Source organism: Streptomyces lichenis (assembly GCF_023218175.1).
Taxonomy (GTDB): Bacteria; Actinomycetota; Actinomycetes; order Streptomycetales; family Streptomycetaceae; genus Streptomyces; species Streptomyces lichenis.
Genome location: NZ_JALPTH010000025.1, coordinates 100,735 through 116,383 on the forward strand (window position 1 = coordinate 100,735; position 15,649 = coordinate 116,383).

Annotated in this window: 20 protein-coding genes; 9 read left to right on the plus strand and 11 right to left on the minus strand. The window is 71.8% G+C overall.

What is annotated here, in order from left to right; genetic code table 11:
- Positions 1-49: 49 nt before the first annotated feature.
- On the minus strand, positions 50-676 hold the full coding sequence (locus M1O15_RS23560; RefSeq protein ID WP_248636126.1) for a hypothetical protein: 627 nt from the start codon (positions 674-676) through the stop codon (positions 50-52).
- Between the two features lie 67 nt (positions 677-743).
- Between M1O15_RS23560 and M1O15_RS23565 the strand changes: the two genes are divergently transcribed.
- Positions 744-1,169 (plus strand): hypothetical protein, encoded by a 426-nt coding sequence (locus M1O15_RS23565; RefSeq protein WP_248636127.1) that lies wholly within the window; start codon positions 744-746, stop codon positions 1,167-1,169.
- 44 nt (positions 1,170-1,213) lie between these two features.
- Here the strand turns inward: M1O15_RS23565 and M1O15_RS23570 are convergent, their stop codons facing one another.
- From M1O15_RS23570 to M1O15_RS23585, 4 genes are all read right to left on the minus strand, one after another.
- Positions 1,214-1,570 carry a hypothetical protein gene (locus M1O15_RS23570; protein ID WP_248636128.1) on the minus strand — a complete coding sequence of 119 codons (357 nt, stop codon included), beginning with the start codon at positions 1,568-1,570 and terminating at the stop codon, positions 1,214-1,216.
- 65 nt (positions 1,571-1,635) lie between these two features.
- On the minus strand, positions 1,636-1,926 hold the full coding sequence (locus M1O15_RS23575; protein ID WP_248636129.1) for a hypothetical protein: 291 nt from the start codon (positions 1,924-1,926) through the stop codon (positions 1,636-1,638).
- A gap of 168 nt (positions 1,927-2,094) precedes the next feature.
- The gene (locus M1O15_RS23580; protein WP_248636130.1) at positions 2,095-2,676 is read right to left on the minus strand and encodes a phage tail tube protein; all 582 of its coding nucleotides are present in this window, start codon (positions 2,674-2,676) and stop codon (positions 2,095-2,097) included.
- A 155-nt stretch (positions 2,677-2,831) separates the two neighbouring features.
- Positions 2,832-3,236 (minus strand): phage tail termination protein, encoded by a 405-nt coding sequence (locus M1O15_RS23585; RefSeq protein WP_248636131.1) that lies wholly within the window; start codon positions 3,234-3,236, stop codon positions 2,832-2,834.
- Between the two features lie 317 nt (positions 3,237-3,553).
- Here M1O15_RS23585 and M1O15_RS23590 point away from each other — a divergent pair, with 317 nt between their 5' ends.
- Positions 3,554-3,910: a hypothetical protein gene (locus tag M1O15_RS23590; RefSeq protein WP_308282388.1), complete on the plus strand. Its 357-nt coding sequence runs from the start codon at positions 3,554-3,556 to the stop codon at positions 3,908-3,910.
- A gap of 136 nt (positions 3,911-4,046) precedes the next feature.
- Here M1O15_RS23590 and M1O15_RS23595 read toward each other — a convergent pair whose 3' ends face one another.
- The 3 genes from M1O15_RS23595 to M1O15_RS23605 all read right to left on the minus strand — a co-directional run bounded on the left by M1O15_RS23595 (position 4,047) and on the right by M1O15_RS23605 (position 5,727).
- The gene (locus M1O15_RS23595) at positions 4,047-4,256 is read right to left on the minus strand and encodes a MerR family transcriptional regulator (protein ID WP_248636153.1); all 210 of its coding nucleotides are present in this window, start codon (positions 4,254-4,256) and stop codon (positions 4,047-4,049) included.
- A gap of 8 nt (positions 4,257-4,264) precedes the next feature.
- Positions 4,265-5,104, minus strand: coding sequence for a hypothetical protein (locus tag M1O15_RS23600; protein WP_248636132.1), 840 nt, complete (start codon positions 5,102-5,104; stop codon positions 4,265-4,267).
- A gap of 113 nt (positions 5,105-5,217) precedes the next feature.
- Positions 5,218-5,727: a WhiB family transcriptional regulator gene (locus tag M1O15_RS23605; protein ID WP_248636133.1), complete on the minus strand. Its 510-nt coding sequence runs from the start codon at positions 5,725-5,727 to the stop codon at positions 5,218-5,220.
- A gap of 208 nt (positions 5,728-5,935) precedes the next feature.
- On the opposite strand from M1O15_RS23605, the gene M1O15_RS23610 reads away from it, so the two are divergent.
- The 6 genes from M1O15_RS23610 (at position 5,936) to tuf (ending at position 12,217) form a co-directional block, all read left to right on the plus strand.
- Complete coding sequence (locus tag M1O15_RS23610; protein ID WP_248636134.1) at positions 5,936-6,412, plus strand: helix-turn-helix transcriptional regulator; 477 nt, start codon at positions 5,936-5,938, stop codon at positions 6,410-6,412.
- A gap of 151 nt (positions 6,413-6,563) precedes the next feature.
- Positions 6,564-7,535, plus strand: coding sequence for a hypothetical protein (locus tag M1O15_RS23615; RefSeq protein WP_248636135.1), 972 nt, complete (start codon positions 6,564-6,566; stop codon positions 7,533-7,535).
- Between the two features lie 331 nt (positions 7,536-7,866).
- A complete protein-coding gene (rpsL, locus tag M1O15_RS23620) occupies positions 7,867-8,238 on the plus strand; it encodes a 30S ribosomal protein S12 (RefSeq protein ID WP_003948652.1) in 372 nt (123 codons plus the stop codon).
- Positions 8,239-8,240: 2 nt separating this feature from the next.
- Positions 8,241-8,711 carry a 30S ribosomal protein S7 gene (gene rpsG, locus M1O15_RS23625; protein ID WP_023539364.1) on the plus strand — a complete coding sequence of 157 codons (471 nt, stop codon included), beginning with the start codon at positions 8,241-8,243 and terminating at the stop codon, positions 8,709-8,711.
- 39 nt (positions 8,712-8,750) lie between these two features.
- Entirely contained in the window at positions 8,751-10,877 is a 2,127-nt protein-coding gene (gene fusA, locus M1O15_RS23630) for an elongation factor G (RefSeq protein WP_248636136.1), read from the plus strand.
- A 146-nt stretch (positions 10,878-11,023) separates the two neighbouring features.
- Positions 11,024-12,217 carry an elongation factor Tu gene (tuf, locus tag M1O15_RS23635; protein ID WP_248636137.1) on the plus strand — a complete coding sequence of 398 codons (1,194 nt, stop codon included), beginning with the start codon at positions 11,024-11,026 and terminating at the stop codon, positions 12,215-12,217.
- 142 nt (positions 12,218-12,359) lie between these two features.
- Here the strand turns inward: tuf and M1O15_RS23640 are convergent, their stop codons facing one another.
- Entirely contained in the window at positions 12,360-13,073 is a 714-nt protein-coding gene (locus M1O15_RS23640) for a hypothetical protein (RefSeq protein ID WP_248636138.1), read from the minus strand.
- 180 nt (positions 13,074-13,253) lie between these two features.
- On the opposite strand from M1O15_RS23640, the gene M1O15_RS23645 reads away from it, so the two are divergent.
- Positions 13,254-14,003, plus strand: a complete 750-nt coding sequence (locus tag M1O15_RS23645; RefSeq protein ID WP_248636139.1) for an SAM-dependent methyltransferase — start codon at positions 13,254-13,256, stop codon at positions 14,001-14,003.
- On the opposite strand, the gene M1O15_RS23650 is transcribed toward M1O15_RS23645, so the two are convergent.
- Together M1O15_RS23650 and M1O15_RS23655 are read right to left on the minus strand one after the other, a co-directional pair.
- Positions 13,993-14,496 carry a cupin domain-containing protein gene (locus tag M1O15_RS23650; protein ID WP_248636140.1) on the minus strand — a complete coding sequence of 168 codons (504 nt, stop codon included), beginning with the start codon at positions 14,494-14,496 and terminating at the stop codon, positions 13,993-13,995. The two genes, M1O15_RS23645 and M1O15_RS23650, sit on opposite strands and share 11 nt — an antisense overlap.
- Before the next feature lie 124 nt (positions 14,497-14,620).
- A complete protein-coding gene (locus M1O15_RS23655; RefSeq protein ID WP_248636154.1) occupies positions 14,621-15,547 on the minus strand; it encodes an aminoglycoside phosphotransferase family protein in 927 nt (308 codons plus the stop codon).
- Positions 15,548-15,649: the final 102 nt, after the last annotated feature.

Consider the following 15,649-nt stretch of genomic DNA (forward strand, 5'->3'; position numbering starts at 1 on the left):
GTGCTGCTCTCCTTGTCGATCACCTCGGGAAGACGGCCCTGCGTGCGGGTCATCCGGCGAGCTCCTCTTGGAGCCTGCGCAGGTGGTCCCTGGTGGTGCGGAGGTCGCTCCGCACGGAGTGCAGGGACTTCACCGCCTTCTCCTTGGACTTCTCCGCGTCCATTTCTCCGTGCCGGGTCTTCTGCGCGGTCTTCAGCGTGTCGACGTAGTGCCGACGTGCCTTCACGAGCACCTTCTCGGCATCCTTGGCGGCCTTTTCGGCCCGCCGCCGGGTGGATTCGACAGCGGAATTGTCGCCGGCCCGCCCGCCGTTCGACCCCGACATCCCCTGCGCCACCCGCGATCGGATGTGCTCGGCGTCATCGCGCGCCTGGACGGCCTTGTCGCCGGCCTTCTCCGCCTTCTCGGCGAGCCGGACCAGCTTGTTCGCATCACGGTCGTCCTTGTCCTTCGCCCAGGGGAAGGTCACCAGCTGACGTCCGAGGAAGACGATCCCCTTCTCATCGCCCTTGAGCACGGACGCGTCGAACTTGAAGGGTGTGAAGCCGAGCCCGACGATGCCGACGGCGACTTTGAGCCCTTCGACGGTGGTGCTCAGTCCGTTGAGTTTGTGCTTTACCTGGTCTGCTTCGCTCTTGGTCCACAAATGCAGGACCGGGTCGTTGTTCCCTGCCAACTTCGGTCACCTCCTGTGGTGACGGGATCCCTTGTCATTCCGCGCCGCCGCGTGCCACGATCCGGGCGTGACGGTCATGTTGTGGGTCGCTGTGGTGTGGGTGGTGGCACCGCTGCCGTTCATGGCGTGGTTCGGCGTCTATCCGCTGTGGCTGAGGCGGCGTCTGGGCCGGGTCGGCGTGGAGGCCGTCGGTGAATGCCGCTCCGTCGCCACCTCCGAGGACCGCCGCAGCACGAGCTTCGTGTTCACGACCGCCGTCGGTGAGAAGGTCTACTACCGGTCGCGACTGAGCTGGCGCAGCTGGGGCACCCCAGGCCGGGAGGCCGTGCTGGTGTACGACCCGGGCTTCCCCCGCCGCTTCGTGCGCAGCAAGAGCGAACTCACCGCCCGGCCGGAGGCGTTGACGATCCTCTGGGGGATGCTGGGCCTGGAGGTCCTGATGCTGCTCGGCTTCGTCGCCGTCGTGATGTACGAGGCGGGCGTGATCCACTGACGGGCCGCGCCCGCGTACCGGTGGCCGCTCCCGGCCCCGGGTGGTCACCTGAAGAAGTGCAGCAGTTCGGCCGGGCCCGGTCCGGCGGCCACGGGCGGCCCGGTCTCCTCGGCCTGCTCGCCGCCCGTCCCGTCGCCGGCACCGTCGTCGGCACCCGGCCGGACCACCGGCACCGGGTACTCCAGCGGCTCCGCGTCCTCGTCCTGGTTGACCGTGGCGAACATCCAGTTGGACTCGGCGAGATGGTCCACGGCCGCGGCCAGCAGGTAGTCGCCCACCTGCCACTCCGCGGCCTCACCGTGCAGGGCGCGGGCGAGGGCGCTGTCGCGGGGCATATGGCGGACGAGCACCGCGAGGCGGCGCGAGGAGAGCCGGCCGCGGTGCCAGTCGAGCAGGTCCACGCCGTAGTGGCGCAGCAGATCGGCCTCCAGGGCCTCGGCGTGCTCTTCCGCGAGCGCGCCGAGGCTCAGCCTTCCCCCAGGCCGAGCCCGGTCTCCTTGCCGTAGGCCTCCATGACGGCCGCGATGTCCTGCATCGTGACCTCCAGAGCGTCGAAGCGCTCGTACTGCCGCTCGCCGAGGAGCAGCCGCAGCAGCCCGTCGACGTCGTTGTCGTCCAGGTCGCGCAGCTTGCGGGCGGTGGCGCGGGTGAGTTCGGTGGGCAGCTCGAAGGACTGGCCGTCCACCTCGAACGACCAGGCCCGGCCGAGGGCTTCCAGGCGCTGGGCGCGCGCGGCGTTGACATCGAACGAGGACATGCGTGCTCCTTCGGAGGCAATCGAAAGACAGGGGGGAGGGGCTGGGAAACGGAGACGCCGGTGTCCGGCGCCCGCCACGAGGACGGGCGCCGGACACCGGCAGGGGCAGGGGCGGGCGCCGGGAGAGCACCACGCCCGAGCGGGCGGGCGCCGGGGAGCGCCGCGCCCTTACGCGTACGACTTGTCCTTCATGATCCAGGTCGCCAGCGTGGAGCTGCCCTCCACGGCCAGGGCGGTGAAGGTGACACCGAGCTTCAGCGCGCCGGTGCGGGTCAGCGCGATCTCCTCGGTCTCGGTCACCTGGCCGCGCGGGATGACGAAGCGGTAGGTGACGTCGGAGCCGTCCTTGAACTCGATGCCGAGCTGACGCTCGTCCTTCTGCGGCTCCGCGCCCATGGCGAAGCTGTAGGTGTCGGTCACACCGGCGCCGCCGACCGAGGTGACGGCGCCACCGCCCATGAAGAACGGCAGCGTGTCCTTGTTGAACTGGAGCAGCTGGAACTTCACGGTCAGGTCGCGGTCGGAGTAGATGAACCGGGCCGGGCTGACGGACTGCCAGGTGTCGACCGGGTCGATCTTGTCCTTCTTGTTGAACTTGATGCCGTCGGTGCTGGTGTAGCCGAGCTCCGTCCAGCCGGCCGCCCACTCCTCGGTGGTGTTCTTCGGGGCGGCCGGCGGGGTGGCGCCGGTCGCGGCGACGAGGATGCGACCGGTGCCCGCGACGCGGATCTGGCTTCCGTTGTTCGGCATGGGGACTCCTTCTGGGGAGGGTTGGTGTGAGGCGGTTGCCGGCATGCCGGCGGCGCCGCCGGCATGGCGAAGGCCCCGCCGCGGGTGCAGTGGGGCCGGTTCGGGGTGTGCTCGCTCCACGGTTCCCGGGTGGTTCCGGGACGCCGTGGGGCGCGTCAGGACGCCGGGCGGATGGAGAGCCGGACGGTGGAGAGGTAGCGGTTGGCGTTCGGCCGGTTGTACTCCGGCAGCCAGCGCGGCCCGTCCGCCTCCACCACCTCGGTGACGGCGGCGGAGCCGTAGACCGTGCCGGCGGCCTGGAGCAGCGCGGCGCGGGCGGCGAGGGCCACCGTGTGGGCGGCGGTCTTGTCCGGCCCGTAGACCTCCAGGTCCACCAGCGGCCGGTCCAGATGGAGGTCGTCCACCCAGGCTCCGCCGACGCGGGAGACCAGGACGGTCCGCTGGGTGCCGTCGAAGCCGGCGGGCGGCCGGTTGTCGACGGTGACACCGGTCAGTTCCGGCCGGTCGCGGAGGTGGTCGACCACCAGCCGCTCCACGTCCGGGAAGGCGAGTGGGCTCACATGGACGCTCCCTTCGGGTGCGGTGCGGGAGTACGCGTACGGGCAGGCGAACGGGTCGCCGCAGGGGGTACGCGTACCGGTGCGGGAAACACGAAGCGGCAGACGCCGTCCCGGTCACCGGGCACAGCTCTGCCGCTGCTCCCAGTGTGATCGGGCGTCGCGGCCGTCGCAACCAACTCCGTCCGGGGCATCGGCTGCGCTACTCTCGCTACTCCGAACAAACGTTCGACAGGCTGTTCGGCTCGCCCGAGGAGCGTCGAACCACAGCGTGGAACGCACGGAGGAATCCGACGGGACCTGTGAGGAGCGGTGCAGAGGTGCGCGGAGAAGAAGAGCAGCACGAGCGGGCCGGCTGGGAGGAAGCGGAACCGGTACGTGCGCGGCAGCGCCTGGCGGACGTGGTGGCCGCGGCCGTGGAGGTGGCGGCCGAGAGCGCCCAGGCCGGTACGTACACCAGTGGAACGGCCCGTGTGCTCACGGCCGTCGTGGTCAAGGCCGGCACCCGCCTCGCCGTCGACGCCGAGGCGCGGGGCTTCTCCCTCGGCTGGCGCGAGGCCGTCGGGGCAGTCGGCGTGACGGCCCCCGACCGCCCCGCCCCCACCCCGCCCGCGCCCGTCTTCCCCATCCGCGCCAGGCCGGAGGCCGAGCCGCCCGACCGGCCCGAACACACCTGAGCTCCGGTGCGTGTACGGCGACGCGCGGACATGACGGCGCCGGGGCGCCGCGTCACCCTGAGGGAACGCGGCGCCCCGGCGCCGTGGTCGTCCATGTGCTCGTAGTGGTCGTCTGCGTGCGGGCCAGGGGGCCGGCTCAGCCCGTACCGCTCGATCGGGTACGCCCCGGTCGGCGGCGTGCCGAACGCTCCGCGGCGAACACGTCCTCCAGCCGGTACAGCTGCGCCCGGCCGCGTCGGCCCGCCGGTGACAGCCGTCCCAGCTGCACCCACTTGCGGATGGTGGCGGGCAGGACCCCCGCCTCCTGGGCGGCCAGATCGCCGGTCACCAGCGGGGCGCCGGTCAAAGCGCCGTTCACCGGCCCCCTCCGGAGACCGTGCCGGCCGCGGCGGCGGGCGCCTCCAGTCGCGCGGCGATCTCGGCAAGCGGCAGGCCGGCCGCCTCCGCCAGCTCCGGCCAGGTGCTCTCGGCCCAGACGTGCCGGAAGGCCGGGTCGGTCGCGCAGTCGCACTCCGGCCCGCCGCAGCGGCAGCCGGGGTTGACGCAGACCACGGCCCGGCTCACCGGGAAGGCCCGCAGCGACACCGACTCGCACCAGGGGCAGCGCCCCGGCAGCCGCACCATCGTCTCGGCCTCGCCCAGCGCCCGCCCGCAGCGCCGCGCCATCCGCCGCAGCTCATCGCGGACATGCCGGGCGAGGGTGGCGTCCTCCGCGATCCGGCCGAGCAGCGCGCCGATTCGGGCGAGCCGCTGCGGGACGTCCGCGCGCCGGGGCCGCCCCAGGCCCAGCCGGTCGTAGACCGCCTCCTCCAGCTCGATCACCCCGTCGCTGACGTCCCGGATGGCGTCCGAGACATGGAGCCGGATCGGGGCCGCGCCGTATCCGGGGACGGCCAGGCCGTGGCGCTGCTCGTTGAGCAGCGCCTCGCGCCGCTCCTCCCGCCGGAGCGCCGACCGCTCCGCCAGGTCGGGTACGAGCGGCGCGTGCCGCGTCGACGGCGCCCCGCGGCGCCCGGGGGCCGGGGCGAGCTCGGTGTGCAGCTCGGGGAACTGCCGGGCCAGCGCGGTGATCCAGAGTGCGGCGTCCCGCGCGATCGCTAGGCCGTCGGCGGGGTCGCGCCGGGCGGCCGGCTGTCCGTTCGCCGCCGTCCTCGGCCTGGGCGGGCCGGCCGGGCGGTCGGTGGTGTCGTTCATGAGGGGGCTCCCTTCGGGGTCGGGACGAGGGCGGAACGGACGCCGTACGCGGGTGGGCGGTGGTGTGGCACGCGGGCCGGCGGCGTCGGCGATCAGCGAGGGCGGCAGAGGGCTCACGCCACCCGCCCGGACGGCGCGGCCGCCGGCCCCGGCCGGGCCCCGCCCCGTTCCACCGTCGCCGTCGCCGCCGCCTGGCCCTGCCCGGTCCGCTCCGTCCGTTCCATCCGTTCCGTCCGCTCGATCCGTTCGGTCTGTCCGGAGCCGCCGCCGCCGGCCGCGCGGCGGGCCCCGGCCAGGCGGCGGGCGCGGGCCGAGCGGCCGCGGCCGAGGTCGACGGGGCGTCCGTTGTGCCAGAGCCGTCCCGCGCTGACTCCGTCGAACCAGGTGTGCGACGGGTCGACTATCGCCTCGCACTCCCGGGTGACGGGGCAGCGGGCGCAGGCGAGCAGGGCGGGGGCGGCGTCGGAGGCCCGCCGGGCGAAGACGATGTCCGGCGCCATCCCGGCACAGGCCGCCTCGGCGTACCAGCCGAGGTCGGCAGGCGGGCGCCCCGCGTCCGGCGCCGTCCCTGGGGACGCCGGCTGCGGAGCCCGGTCGGTGGACGGTGAATGGCTGACAGGCATGACAGGACCCCCCTGATGCACGTACGAACACTTGAGCGATTCATTCGTTGCGCGTTCGCACTTTCACATGTTGCGAGCGTGCGCGCAACCACGTGATCGCGCGGTGTAATGGCCGAGAATCGGTGCAACTTCCGGTACTTGATTGCGCGGAAGCGCAACTGTGTGCGTGCAAGCGCGATACTGTGGTGCCGCCCGAAGGGAGGCCCCGATGTCTGCCAGCGATCCGGAAACGTTCACCGCATGGATTCAGGAGGTGATCCGCCGCCAGGGGTACGACATCGACAGCCCGCGCGGCGGTGGCAAGTCCCGTCTCGCGGACGAGGCGGGAGTGCACCGGGCGGCGATCACCCGGCTGCTCCAGGGTCAGGGCACACCTGACCTGGAGACCATGCGCCGCCTCGCCCATGTCCTCCGTGTCCCCGTACGCGACATGCTGGTCCGATCCGGCCGCCTGGCCGAGGAGGATCTGCCGCTGCCCAAGCTGCCCGAGCACACGCCGCTCGCCGACGAGCCGCGGCCGGCCCGGCTCACCCTGGAACAGGCCGCCGCGGCGCTGGGGGTGCCGGCGGACCAGCGGGAGATGTTCATCCGCGTCGCCGGCCAGTTCCTCCCCGACTGGGAGAGTGCGGCGGGTCGGGGCGAGCTCGGGGCGGCGGATCACGCCAAGAAGTCCCGCCGGGCCTGACCGGGCGTTCTCGTAAGCTGGGCGGGCCCGTTTCGAGGGAAGGGGCGGGTGCTCCGGACTCCGTTGTCTCGCGGAATCTCGCGGAACGCCCCGAGGCGGGTCGTCCCGAGCCGCCGGAACCGACGGCGCCGGGCTGCGAGAGAGAGGGCTCATGGTCGAGAGCGAGCACCGCTCCCGGCCCAGCGGTGACGAGCGCGGCGGAGGCGCCGACCCGGTACCCGGTCCGCGGCGCACCCGCGCCGGGCAGCCCGAGCGCCTCGACCGGCCCGAGTGCCGCGAGTCCCGGAGCCCGGACGCGTCCCGTGCCTCCGCTCCGTCGCGCGGACTGCCCGAACCTGTTCCCGACCTGGCGGCCTTTCTGGCCCGCCTCGGCCGCTACCTCCAGGACCACGAGCCCGAGGAGGTCGTCGTCCTGCTGCGTGAAGAGCTGTCCCGCCGCGAGTTCCAGGCGTACGTCAACGGATGGCGGGACGCCGCCGACGAGTACGAGCCCGCGCTGGAGGAGGCCCGCCGGATCGCCCAGGGGCGCAGGCTGCGCCTGGTCGGCCGGACGCCGGGGCAGTCCGCGGTCATCCCGTTTCCGCAGGACCGCTGGGGCCCGGACGAGACCGCGACCGGGGCCGGTGCGCCGCCGGTGCCGGGCAAGGAGGCCACGGCGCCACCGCGGAACGGCCGCGCCGGCGGACCGGCCGAGCCCGGAGCCGTACGGGAGGCCGGCGGCCCGGACGCCCCCGGAACCCGCCCTTCCGGCGGCTCGTCGCAGCCGAGTCCGCACCGGGAACCGGACCAGGAACCGCCCCGGGAACCGGATCGGCACCGGGAGCCGCACCGGCGCCCGCCCTTGGGCCCGTCCGCTCCCGGCTCCGCCCCCGCCGCCGAGCCCGCCCCGGACCCGGCGGAGCCGGCCATCCGCCCCGTACTCGTCCCCAAGCGGCGCGCCTCCCGGGTGCCCACCATCCCCCGCCTCACCACCAGCCGGGCAGCCCGTCACGAGCGCCCCGACCCGCCGGCCGGCCCCGAACACCCGGCGCCCGACCCGGGCCCTGCCCCGTCAGCCGACTCCGAGACCCCCGACCCCGAGCGGCCGGGCTCCGCCTCGGGCGAGGCCCACCCGCCCCCGTGACGGCGACACCGCCGCGCTGTCACCCGCCGCCCCGGCGTCCCGAGACCCCGTACCGGGCGCCAGTCCCCGGGCGAACGAACCGTCCGCTGGGTGGGCATGGTCATTTGTTTTGACCCAGGTCCATACGGTAGGTACGCTCAGACCTTGTGCCTGGGGTGTGCCTGGGCTCGTGTGCGTGTCCTCAGCCGCACGGCGAGCCGGTCACGGCCACCGCGATCCGCGCCTCCTCCGCTTGACCGGGGAAGTCCGCGGTATCCGACACACCCGACCGCGTGGGTCGGTGACGTTCCAGGTTAGCTTCACTACACGGCACACAGAAACCGGAGAAGTAGTGCCTACGATCCAGCAGCTGGTCCGCAAGGGCCGGCAGGACAAGGTCGAGAAGAACAAGACGCCCGCACTGGAGGGTTCGCCCCAGCGCCGCGGCGTCTGCACGCGTGTGTTCACGACCACCCCGAAGAAGCCGAACTCGGCCCTGCGTAAGGTCGCGCGTGTGCGTCTGACCAGCGGCATCGAGGTCACGGCCTACATCCCGGGTGAGGGACACAACCTGCAGGAGCACTCCATCGTGCTCGTGCGTGGTGGCCGTGTGAAGGACCTGCCGGGTGTTCGCTACAAGATCATCCGCGGCTCGCTGGACACCCAGGGTGTCAAGAACCGCAAGCAGGCCCGCAGCCGCTACGGCGCCAAGAAGGAGAAGTAAGAATGCCTCGTAAGGGCCCCGCCCCGAAGCGCCCGGTCATCATCGACCCGGTCTACGGCTCTCCTCTGGTGACCTCGCTCATCAACAAGCTCCTCCTGAACGGCAAGCGCTCCACCGCCGAGCGCATCGTCTACGGCGCCATGGAAGGCCTCCGCGAGAAGACCGGCAACGACCCGGTCATCACGCTGAAGCGCGCGCTGGAGAACGTCAAGCCGTCGCTCGAGGTCAAGTCCCGCCGTGTCGGTGGCGCCACGTACCAGGTGCCGATCGAGGTCAAGCCCGGTCGCGCCTCCACGCTCGCGCTGCGCTGGCTCGTCGGCTACTCCCGCGCCCGTCGCGAGAAGACCATGACCGAGCGCCTCATGAACGAGCTGCTGGACGCCTCGAACGGCCTCGGCGCCTCGGTCAAGAAGCGCGAGGACACGCACAAGATGGCCGAGTCCAACAAGGCCTTCGCGCACTACCGCTGGTAGTCGCACCCCACATCGAGACCGAGAGAAGACTGAAGCCTTATGGCTACCACTTCGCTTGACCTGGCCAAGGTCCGCAACATCGGGATCATGGCCCACATCGACGCGGGCAAGACGACCACCACCGAGCGGATCCTGTTCTACACCGGTGTCTCCTACAAGATCGGTGAAGTCCACGACGGCGCTGCCACGATGGACTGGATGGAGCAGGAGCAGGAGCGCGGCATCACGATCACGTCCGCCGCGACGACCTGCCACTGGCCGCTGGAAGACGTTGACCACACCATCAACATCATCGACACCCCGGGCCACGTCGACTTCACCGTAGAGGTGGAGCGTTCGCTCCGCGTGCTCGACGGTGCCGTGACGGTGTTCGACGGCGTCGCCGGTGTCGAGCCGCAGTCCGAGACCGTCTGGCGTCAGGCGGACCGCTACGGCGTTCCGCGTATCTGCTTCGTCAACAAGCTCGACCGCACCGGCGCCGAGTTCCACCGCTGTGTCGACATGATCAAGGACCGGCTGGGTGCCCAGCCGCTGGTCATGCAGCTGCCGATCGGTGCCGAGGCCGACTTCAAGGGCGTCATCGACCTCGTGACGATGAAGGCCCTGGTCTGGTCCGCCGAGGCCGCCAAGGGCGAGATGTACGACACCGTCGACATCCCGGACACCCACACCGAGGCCGCCGAGGAGTACCGCGGTCTGCTGATCGAGGCCGTGGCCGAGAACGACGAAGAGATCATGGAGCTGTACCTGGAGGGCCAGGAGCCCACCGTGGAGCAGCTGTACACCGCGATCCGCCGCATCACCATCGCCTCCGGCAAGTCCAACGACACCACGGTCACCCCGGTGTTCTGCGGCACCGCGTTCAAGAACAAGGGCGTCCAGCCCCTGCTCGACGCGGTCGTGCGCTTCCTCCCCTCCCCGCTCGACGTCGAGGCCATCGAGGGCCACGACGTGAAGGACGCGGAGACGGTCGTCAAGCGCAAGCCGTCCGACGAGGAGCCGCTGTCGGCGCTGGCGTTCAAGATCATGAGCGACCCGCACCTCGGCAAGCTCACCTTCGTCCGGATCTACTCCGGTCGCCTGGAGTCCGGCACCTCGGTGCTGAACTCCGTCAAGGGCAAGAAGGAGCGCATCGGCAAGATCTACCGTATGCACGCCAACAAGCGTGAGGAGATCGAGGCGGTGGGCGCCGGCGACATCGTCGCCGTCATGGGCCTGAAGCAGACCACCACCGGTGAGACGCTGTGCGACGACAAGCAGCCGGTGATCCTGGAGTCCATGGACTTCCCGGCGCCGGTCATCGAGGTCGCGATCGAGCCCAAGTCCAAGGGTGACCAGGAGAAGCTGGGTGTCGCCATCCAGCGTCTCGCGGAGGAGGACCCCTCCTTCCAGGTGCACACCAACGAGGAGACCGGCCAGACCGTCATCGGCGGTATGGGCGAGCTTCACCTTGAGGTGCTGGTCGACCGGATGAAGCGCGAGTTCAAGGTCGAGGCCAACGTCGGCAAGCCTCAGGTCGCGTACCGCGAGACGATCCGCAAGGCCGTCGAGCGCGTGGACTACACCCACAAGAAGCAGACCGGTGGTACCGGTCAGTTCGCCAAGGTGCAGATCGCGATCGAGCCGATCGAGGGCGGCGACGCCTCGTACGAGTTCGTCAACAAGGTCACCGGTGGCCGCATCCCCAAGGAGTACATCCCCTCGGTGGACGCGGGTGCGCAGGAGGCCATGCAGTTCGGCATCCTGGCCGGCTACGAGATGACGGGCGTCCGCGTCACGCTTCTCGACGGTGGCTACCACGAGGTCGACTCCTCGGAGCTCGCCTTCAAGATCGCCGGTTCGCAGGCCTTCAAGGAGGCCGCGCGCAAGGCGTCCCCCGTGCTCCTTGAGCCGATGATGGCCGTCGAGGTCACCACGCCCGAGGACTACATGGGCGACGTCATCGGCGACATCAACTCCCGCCGTGGCCAGATCCAGGCCATGGAGGAGCGGGCCGGCGCCCGGGTCGTCAAGGGCCTGGTGCCGCTCTCGGAGATGTTCGGCTACGTCGGCGACCTCCGCAGCAAGACCTCGGGTCGCGCAAGCTACTCGATGCAGTTCGACTCCTACGCCGAGGTTCCGCGGAACGTCGCCGAGGAGATCATCGCGAAGGCCAAGGGCGAGTAACCACCCAGGTACACGCCTTAGGCTTGACACCATGCGCCGGGGGCCCGGTCCCGAACCCGAGGCCGGCCCCGGCGGATGGCACCCCAGCAAAGATCACCTGGCGCCGATGAGTAAGGCGTACAGAACCACTCCACAGGAGGACCCCAGTGGCGAAGGCGAAGTTCGAGCGGACTAAGCCGCACGTCAACATCGGCACCATCGGTCACATCGACCACGGTAAGACGACCCTCACGGCCGCCATTACCAAGGTGCTGCACGACGCGTACCCGGACCTGAACGAGGCCTCGGCCTTCGACCAGATCGACAAGGCTCCCGAGGAGCGCCAGCGCGGTATCACCATCTCCATCGCGCACGTCGAGTACCAGACCGAGGCGCGTCACTACGCCCACGTCGACTGCCCGGGTCACGCGGACTACATCAAGAACATGATCACCGGTGCGGCGCAGATGGACGGCGCCATCCTGGTGGTCGCCGCCACCGACGGCCCGATGCCGCAGACCAAGGAGCACGTGCTCCTGGCCCGCCAGGTCGGCGTTCCGTACATCGTCGTCGCCCTGAACAAGGCCGACATGGTGGACGACGAGGAGATCCTGGAGCTCGTCGAGCTCGAGGTCCGTGAGCTCCTCACCGAGTACGAGTTCCCGGGCGACGACGTTCCGGTCGTCCAGGTCTCGGCGCTCAAGGCGCTTGAGGGCGACAAGGAGTGGGGCGAGAAGCTCCTCGGCCTCATGAAGGCCGTGGACGAGTCCATCCCGCAGCCCGAGCGTGACGTCGACAAGCCGTTCCTGATGCCGATCGAGGACGTCTTCACGATCACCGGTCGTGGCACCGTCGTCACCGGTCGTATCGAGCGTGGTGTCCTCAAGGTCAACGAGACCGTCGACATCATCGGCATCAAGACCGAGAAGACCACCACCACGGTCACCGGCATCGAGATGTTCCGCAAGCTGCTCGACGAGGGCCAGGCCGGTGAGAACGTCGGTCTGCTGCTCCGCGGCATCAAGCGCGAGGACGTCGAGCGCGGCCAGGTCATCATCAAGCCGGGCTCGGTCACCCCGCACACCGAGTTCGAGGCGCAGGCCTACATCCTGTCCAAGGACGAGGGTGGCCGCCACACGCCGTTCTTCAACAACTACCGCCCGCAGTTCTACTTCCGTACCACGGACGTGACCGGCGTGGTGACCCTCCCCGAGGGCACCGAGATGGTCATGCCGGGCGACAACACCACCATGTCGGTTCAGCTGATCCAGCCGATCGCCATGGAGGAGGGCCTGAAGTTCGCCATCCGTGAGGGTGGCCGGACCGTCGGTGCCGGCCAGGTCACCAAGATCACCAAGTGATCCCGGCGGTCTGACCCCCGCGGCCCCGGCCGCGCGTGGCCCGACCGGACCTGGTAGCTCCTGCGAGCTGCGTGGAGGGCCCCGTACCGCGAGGTACGGGGCCCTTCGCCATGTGTACGACCGCCGAGGAGCGCTCCCTCGGCTACGCGTTCCGCGGCCGCCGGCGCGGTCTGGGGGCCAGGCCGTGCCAGATGCGGGCGGCCCTCGGTTCCTCGGCCACCCCGGTGGCGACCAGCTCCGCGAGTACGGGGACCAGGTCCGCGTACCGGCCGTCCGCCGCGGACTTCAGCGCGGCGGCCAGCGCGCTCAGCACCGCGCCGCCGTGCGGTTGCCGGCTGTGGGTGATCGCGGCGAACGCCGCCAGCGGCAGGTCGCGCCCGGCGGCGACCGGGTCCAGGACGAGGGGGACGTTGTGCGGCCCGAGGGCCAGGCGCCGTACGGTGAGCGCCGCCCACTCGGGCGTCCCGATCCGCAGCGGCCCGGCCGCCCGGCGCGCGGTGCCGGTGTCCCGGCAGAGCGCCACCAGTACCGGCGGCAGCCGGTGGATCGCGTACAGCCGGGTCAGCTGGTGCCCCCAACTTCCCTGCCGGTCCGGCCCGTTGCCCCCGGTGGTGTCCAGGGCGAGCAGATAGCCGCCGTCCCCGCCGGGCCGCTCCATCCGCAGCAGCAGGTCGAAACCGCCACCCCGCCGCAGCAGCCGCACGCTCCCGGGCACGGGCAGGTGGACACCCAGCGTCCGGAAGGTCCGGACGAGCAGGGCCGGGTCGTCGGAGCACAACGGCCGGGCGGAGTGCTGCGGGGAGCGGGTGGGGGAGGGGAGAGGACCGGGCGGACCGTCGCGATGCAGGGCTTCCATGCCCGGGACGGTAGGGGTGAGCATCGTTTGGCATATGCCATACGGGCATGCACCACCCGAAGGGATGGACGTACGCGCAGGTGTGCCACCGCCGGTGAGGTCCCGAACGGGAGGCCCACGCCCCTCCGGCCCCGGAAATCCCGGTGCGGCGCGCCCCGCCGACTGCCATGCTCCCCTCCGATGAACCGCGACCTGATATCCCACCGCGCCCACGCCGACCACCCGATCGCCGCCCCGCTCGGCGACGACACCGTGGCACGCCTCCTGCACCGCGCCGTCCCGCGCGCCGACGCCCGCGTCCTCGACCTCGGCTGCGGGGGAGGGGAGTGGCTGCTGCGCACCCTCACCGCGCACCAGGACGTACGCGCCGAGGGCGTCGACCTCTCCGAGCCCGCCCTCGCCGCCGCCCGCCGCGCCGCGGATGCCGCCGGAGTCGGAGACCGGCTGACCCTGCACCGCGAGGACGCCACCGCCTTCACCGCCCCGCACGACTTCGACCTGGTCCTCAGCGTCGGCGCCACCCACGCCTTCGGCGGCCTGCTCCCCACGCTCGCCACCGCCCGCAGGCACCTGGCCCCCGGCGGCCGCGTCCTGGTCGGCGACGCCTACTGGCTGACCGAACCCACCCCGGCGGCCGTCGAGATGCTCGGCGACTACGCCGACCTGCACACCACCGTCGACCGGGTCACCGCCGACGGCTGGACCCCTCTCTACGGCCACCTCAGCACCCGCCACGAGCTGGACGACTACGAATGGAACTGGACCGGCACCCTCTCCGCCTGGGCCCTGGACCACCCCGAGGACCCCGACAGCGCCGACGCCCTCACCGCCGCCGCCACCCACCGCGACGAGTGGCGCGTCTACCGCGACTCCTTCGGCTTCATCTGCCTGGTCCTGCGCCCGACGCCCCCTGCCTCCCCTACTCGTTGACCATCCGCACCGTCCCCGTCCCGTCCCCCCTGCCCGGCCCGAAGCCGGTGAACTCCGCGTCCCACCGCGCGCCCAGCTCCACCAGCAGTTCCTGCGGCGGAGCCCCGCCGGTGGCCGCGTTGAGGTCGGCCATCTCCACGAAGAACCCGTCCATGGCCGGGGACGTCAGGAAGAAGAAGTCCACCGGCACCGCACCGGCGTTGTACGGCCGGTGCACCGCCCCGCGCGGCACCAGCGCGTAGTCCCCCGGCCCCAGCACCACCGTCCGCCCGTCCACCTCCAGGCTCAGCTCACCGCTCACCACATGGAACGCCTCCTCGTGGTGGTGGTGCACATGCGGGGGCGGCCCCGCGGTCCGCGGCGCATGGGTGTACTCGATCAGCGAGTACGCCCCGGCGGTCTGCGCCCCGCCGAGCTTCACGGTCATCGGCATCCCGGTCGGCCCCTGGATGCGCGTGCCGCCGTCGGTCGTGACGACGATCGGATAGCTCATGACGACCCCCCGAAGCCGGGAGCGGATACGGACACGGACAACCCGGTGCGGGTACGGGGACGGCCGGCCCCGCCCCCGTACCCCCAGTCTGCGCCCGTCTCCGCCGCCCCGCCCGCCCCGCAGCTCACCCGCCCGGCAGCGCCCCGTCCAGGGCGACGGCGGCCGGGTCGAGCGCGGTCCGCCCGTCCTCGATGTCCCACAGCGCGTTCTGCAGCAGCCGCCCCCGCGTCCAGCCGGCCGCCCGCGCCCGGTCCAGGCCCAGCACCTCCGTGAGCAGGTCGAACCGGCGCCGCACCACCCGCGCGGTGCCGCCCTTCACCACGACCTCGTCCCAGCGGCTGTCCAACGCGGGCCACAGGTCGAACCCGGGGTCCCCGGCGAGCGGCTCGGGGTCGATGGCGAGCCACGGTTCACGCTCCGCGGCGAGGACGTTGCCGTAGTGCAGGTCCCAGTGCAGCAACCGCGTACCCCCGCCCGCCTCGCCGACCAGTTCGGCCACCGCTGCCGCCCACCCGCGCAACCGCCGCCGGTCCTCGGGAGCGGCCAGGCCGGACATGGCCGCCGGTGCCTGCTCCACCATCTCCGACGCGATCCCGTCCAGCCCCCTCAACCCCGGCGGCGCCGGAACCGCGACCAGCCGCGCCAGCAGCCCGGCGAGGGTCCCCATCGCGAGGTCGTCGTCCTCCACCGAGGCCAGTGTCCGGCCGCCCTCCAGCCGCTCCAGGAGCATGGCGCTGCTCTCCGGGTCGTGGTCCAGCAGCCGTACGGCCCCCCGACCGCCCCACGCCCGGAGCCCGACGATCGCGGCCGTGGTCTCCTCCCTGGGCAACTGCAACCTGAGCACCGCGCGGGCGTCGCCGTCCCCGCGCCGCAGCACCGGCAGGACCAACGCGGCCTCCCCGTACATCGGCTCCCCGTCCCGCTCCAGCCCCCAGCGCTCCAGCAACTCCCCGGCCAGCGCGGGCACCCGGGCGAGCCAGGCCCGCCCGGACTCGCCGAAGGCCCTGGCGTACGACGACACCAGGGCCTCGGGGATCCCGATCAGCGTCAGGGCCGGTCCTCCACGGCGGAGGAGGCTTCGTCGGATGCGTCCTCGGCGAAGACTTCGTCGGCGGACTCGGCGGTGAGGGCCCGCAGCATCCACTGGTTGAGT

Coding starts and splice junctions, on each gene's coding strand:
- M1O15_RS23575 (WP_248636129.1), bottom strand. CDS start 1,926: ATGTCCTCGTTCGATGTCAACGCCGCGCGCGCCCAGCGCCTGGAAGCC.
- M1O15_RS23580 (WP_248636130.1), bottom strand. CDS start 2,676: ATGCCGAACAACGGAAGCCAGATCCGCGTCGCGGGCACCGGTCGCATC.
- M1O15_RS23600 (WP_248636132.1), bottom strand. CDS start 5,104: ATGAACGACACCACCGACCGCCCGGCCGGCCCGCCCAGGCCGAGGACG.
- M1O15_RS23605 (WP_248636133.1), bottom strand. CDS start 5,727: ATGCCTGTCAGCCATTCACCGTCCACCGACCGGGCTCCGCAGCCGGCG.
- M1O15_RS23610 (WP_248636134.1), top strand. CDS start 5,936: ATGTCTGCCAGCGATCCGGAAACGTTCACCGCATGGATTCAGGAGGTG.
- M1O15_RS23615 (WP_248636135.1), top strand. CDS start 6,564: ATGGTCGAGAGCGAGCACCGCTCCCGGCCCAGCGGTGACGAGCGCGGC.
- rpsG (WP_023539364.1), top strand. CDS start 8,241: ATGCCTCGTAAGGGCCCCGCCCCGAAGCGCCCGGTCATCATCGACCCG.
- fusA (WP_248636136.1), top strand. CDS start 8,751: ATGGCTACCACTTCGCTTGACCTGGCCAAGGTCCGCAACATCGGGATC.
- M1O15_RS23640 (WP_248636138.1), bottom strand. CDS start 13,073: ATGGAAGCCCTGCATCGCGACGGTCCGCCCGGTCCTCTCCCCTCCCCC.
- M1O15_RS23645 (WP_248636139.1), top strand. CDS start 13,254: ATGAACCGCGACCTGATATCCCACCGCGCCCACGCCGACCACCCGATC.
- M1O15_RS23650 (WP_248636140.1), bottom strand. CDS start 14,496: ATGAGCTATCCGATCGTCGTCACGACCGACGGCGGCACGCGCATCCAG.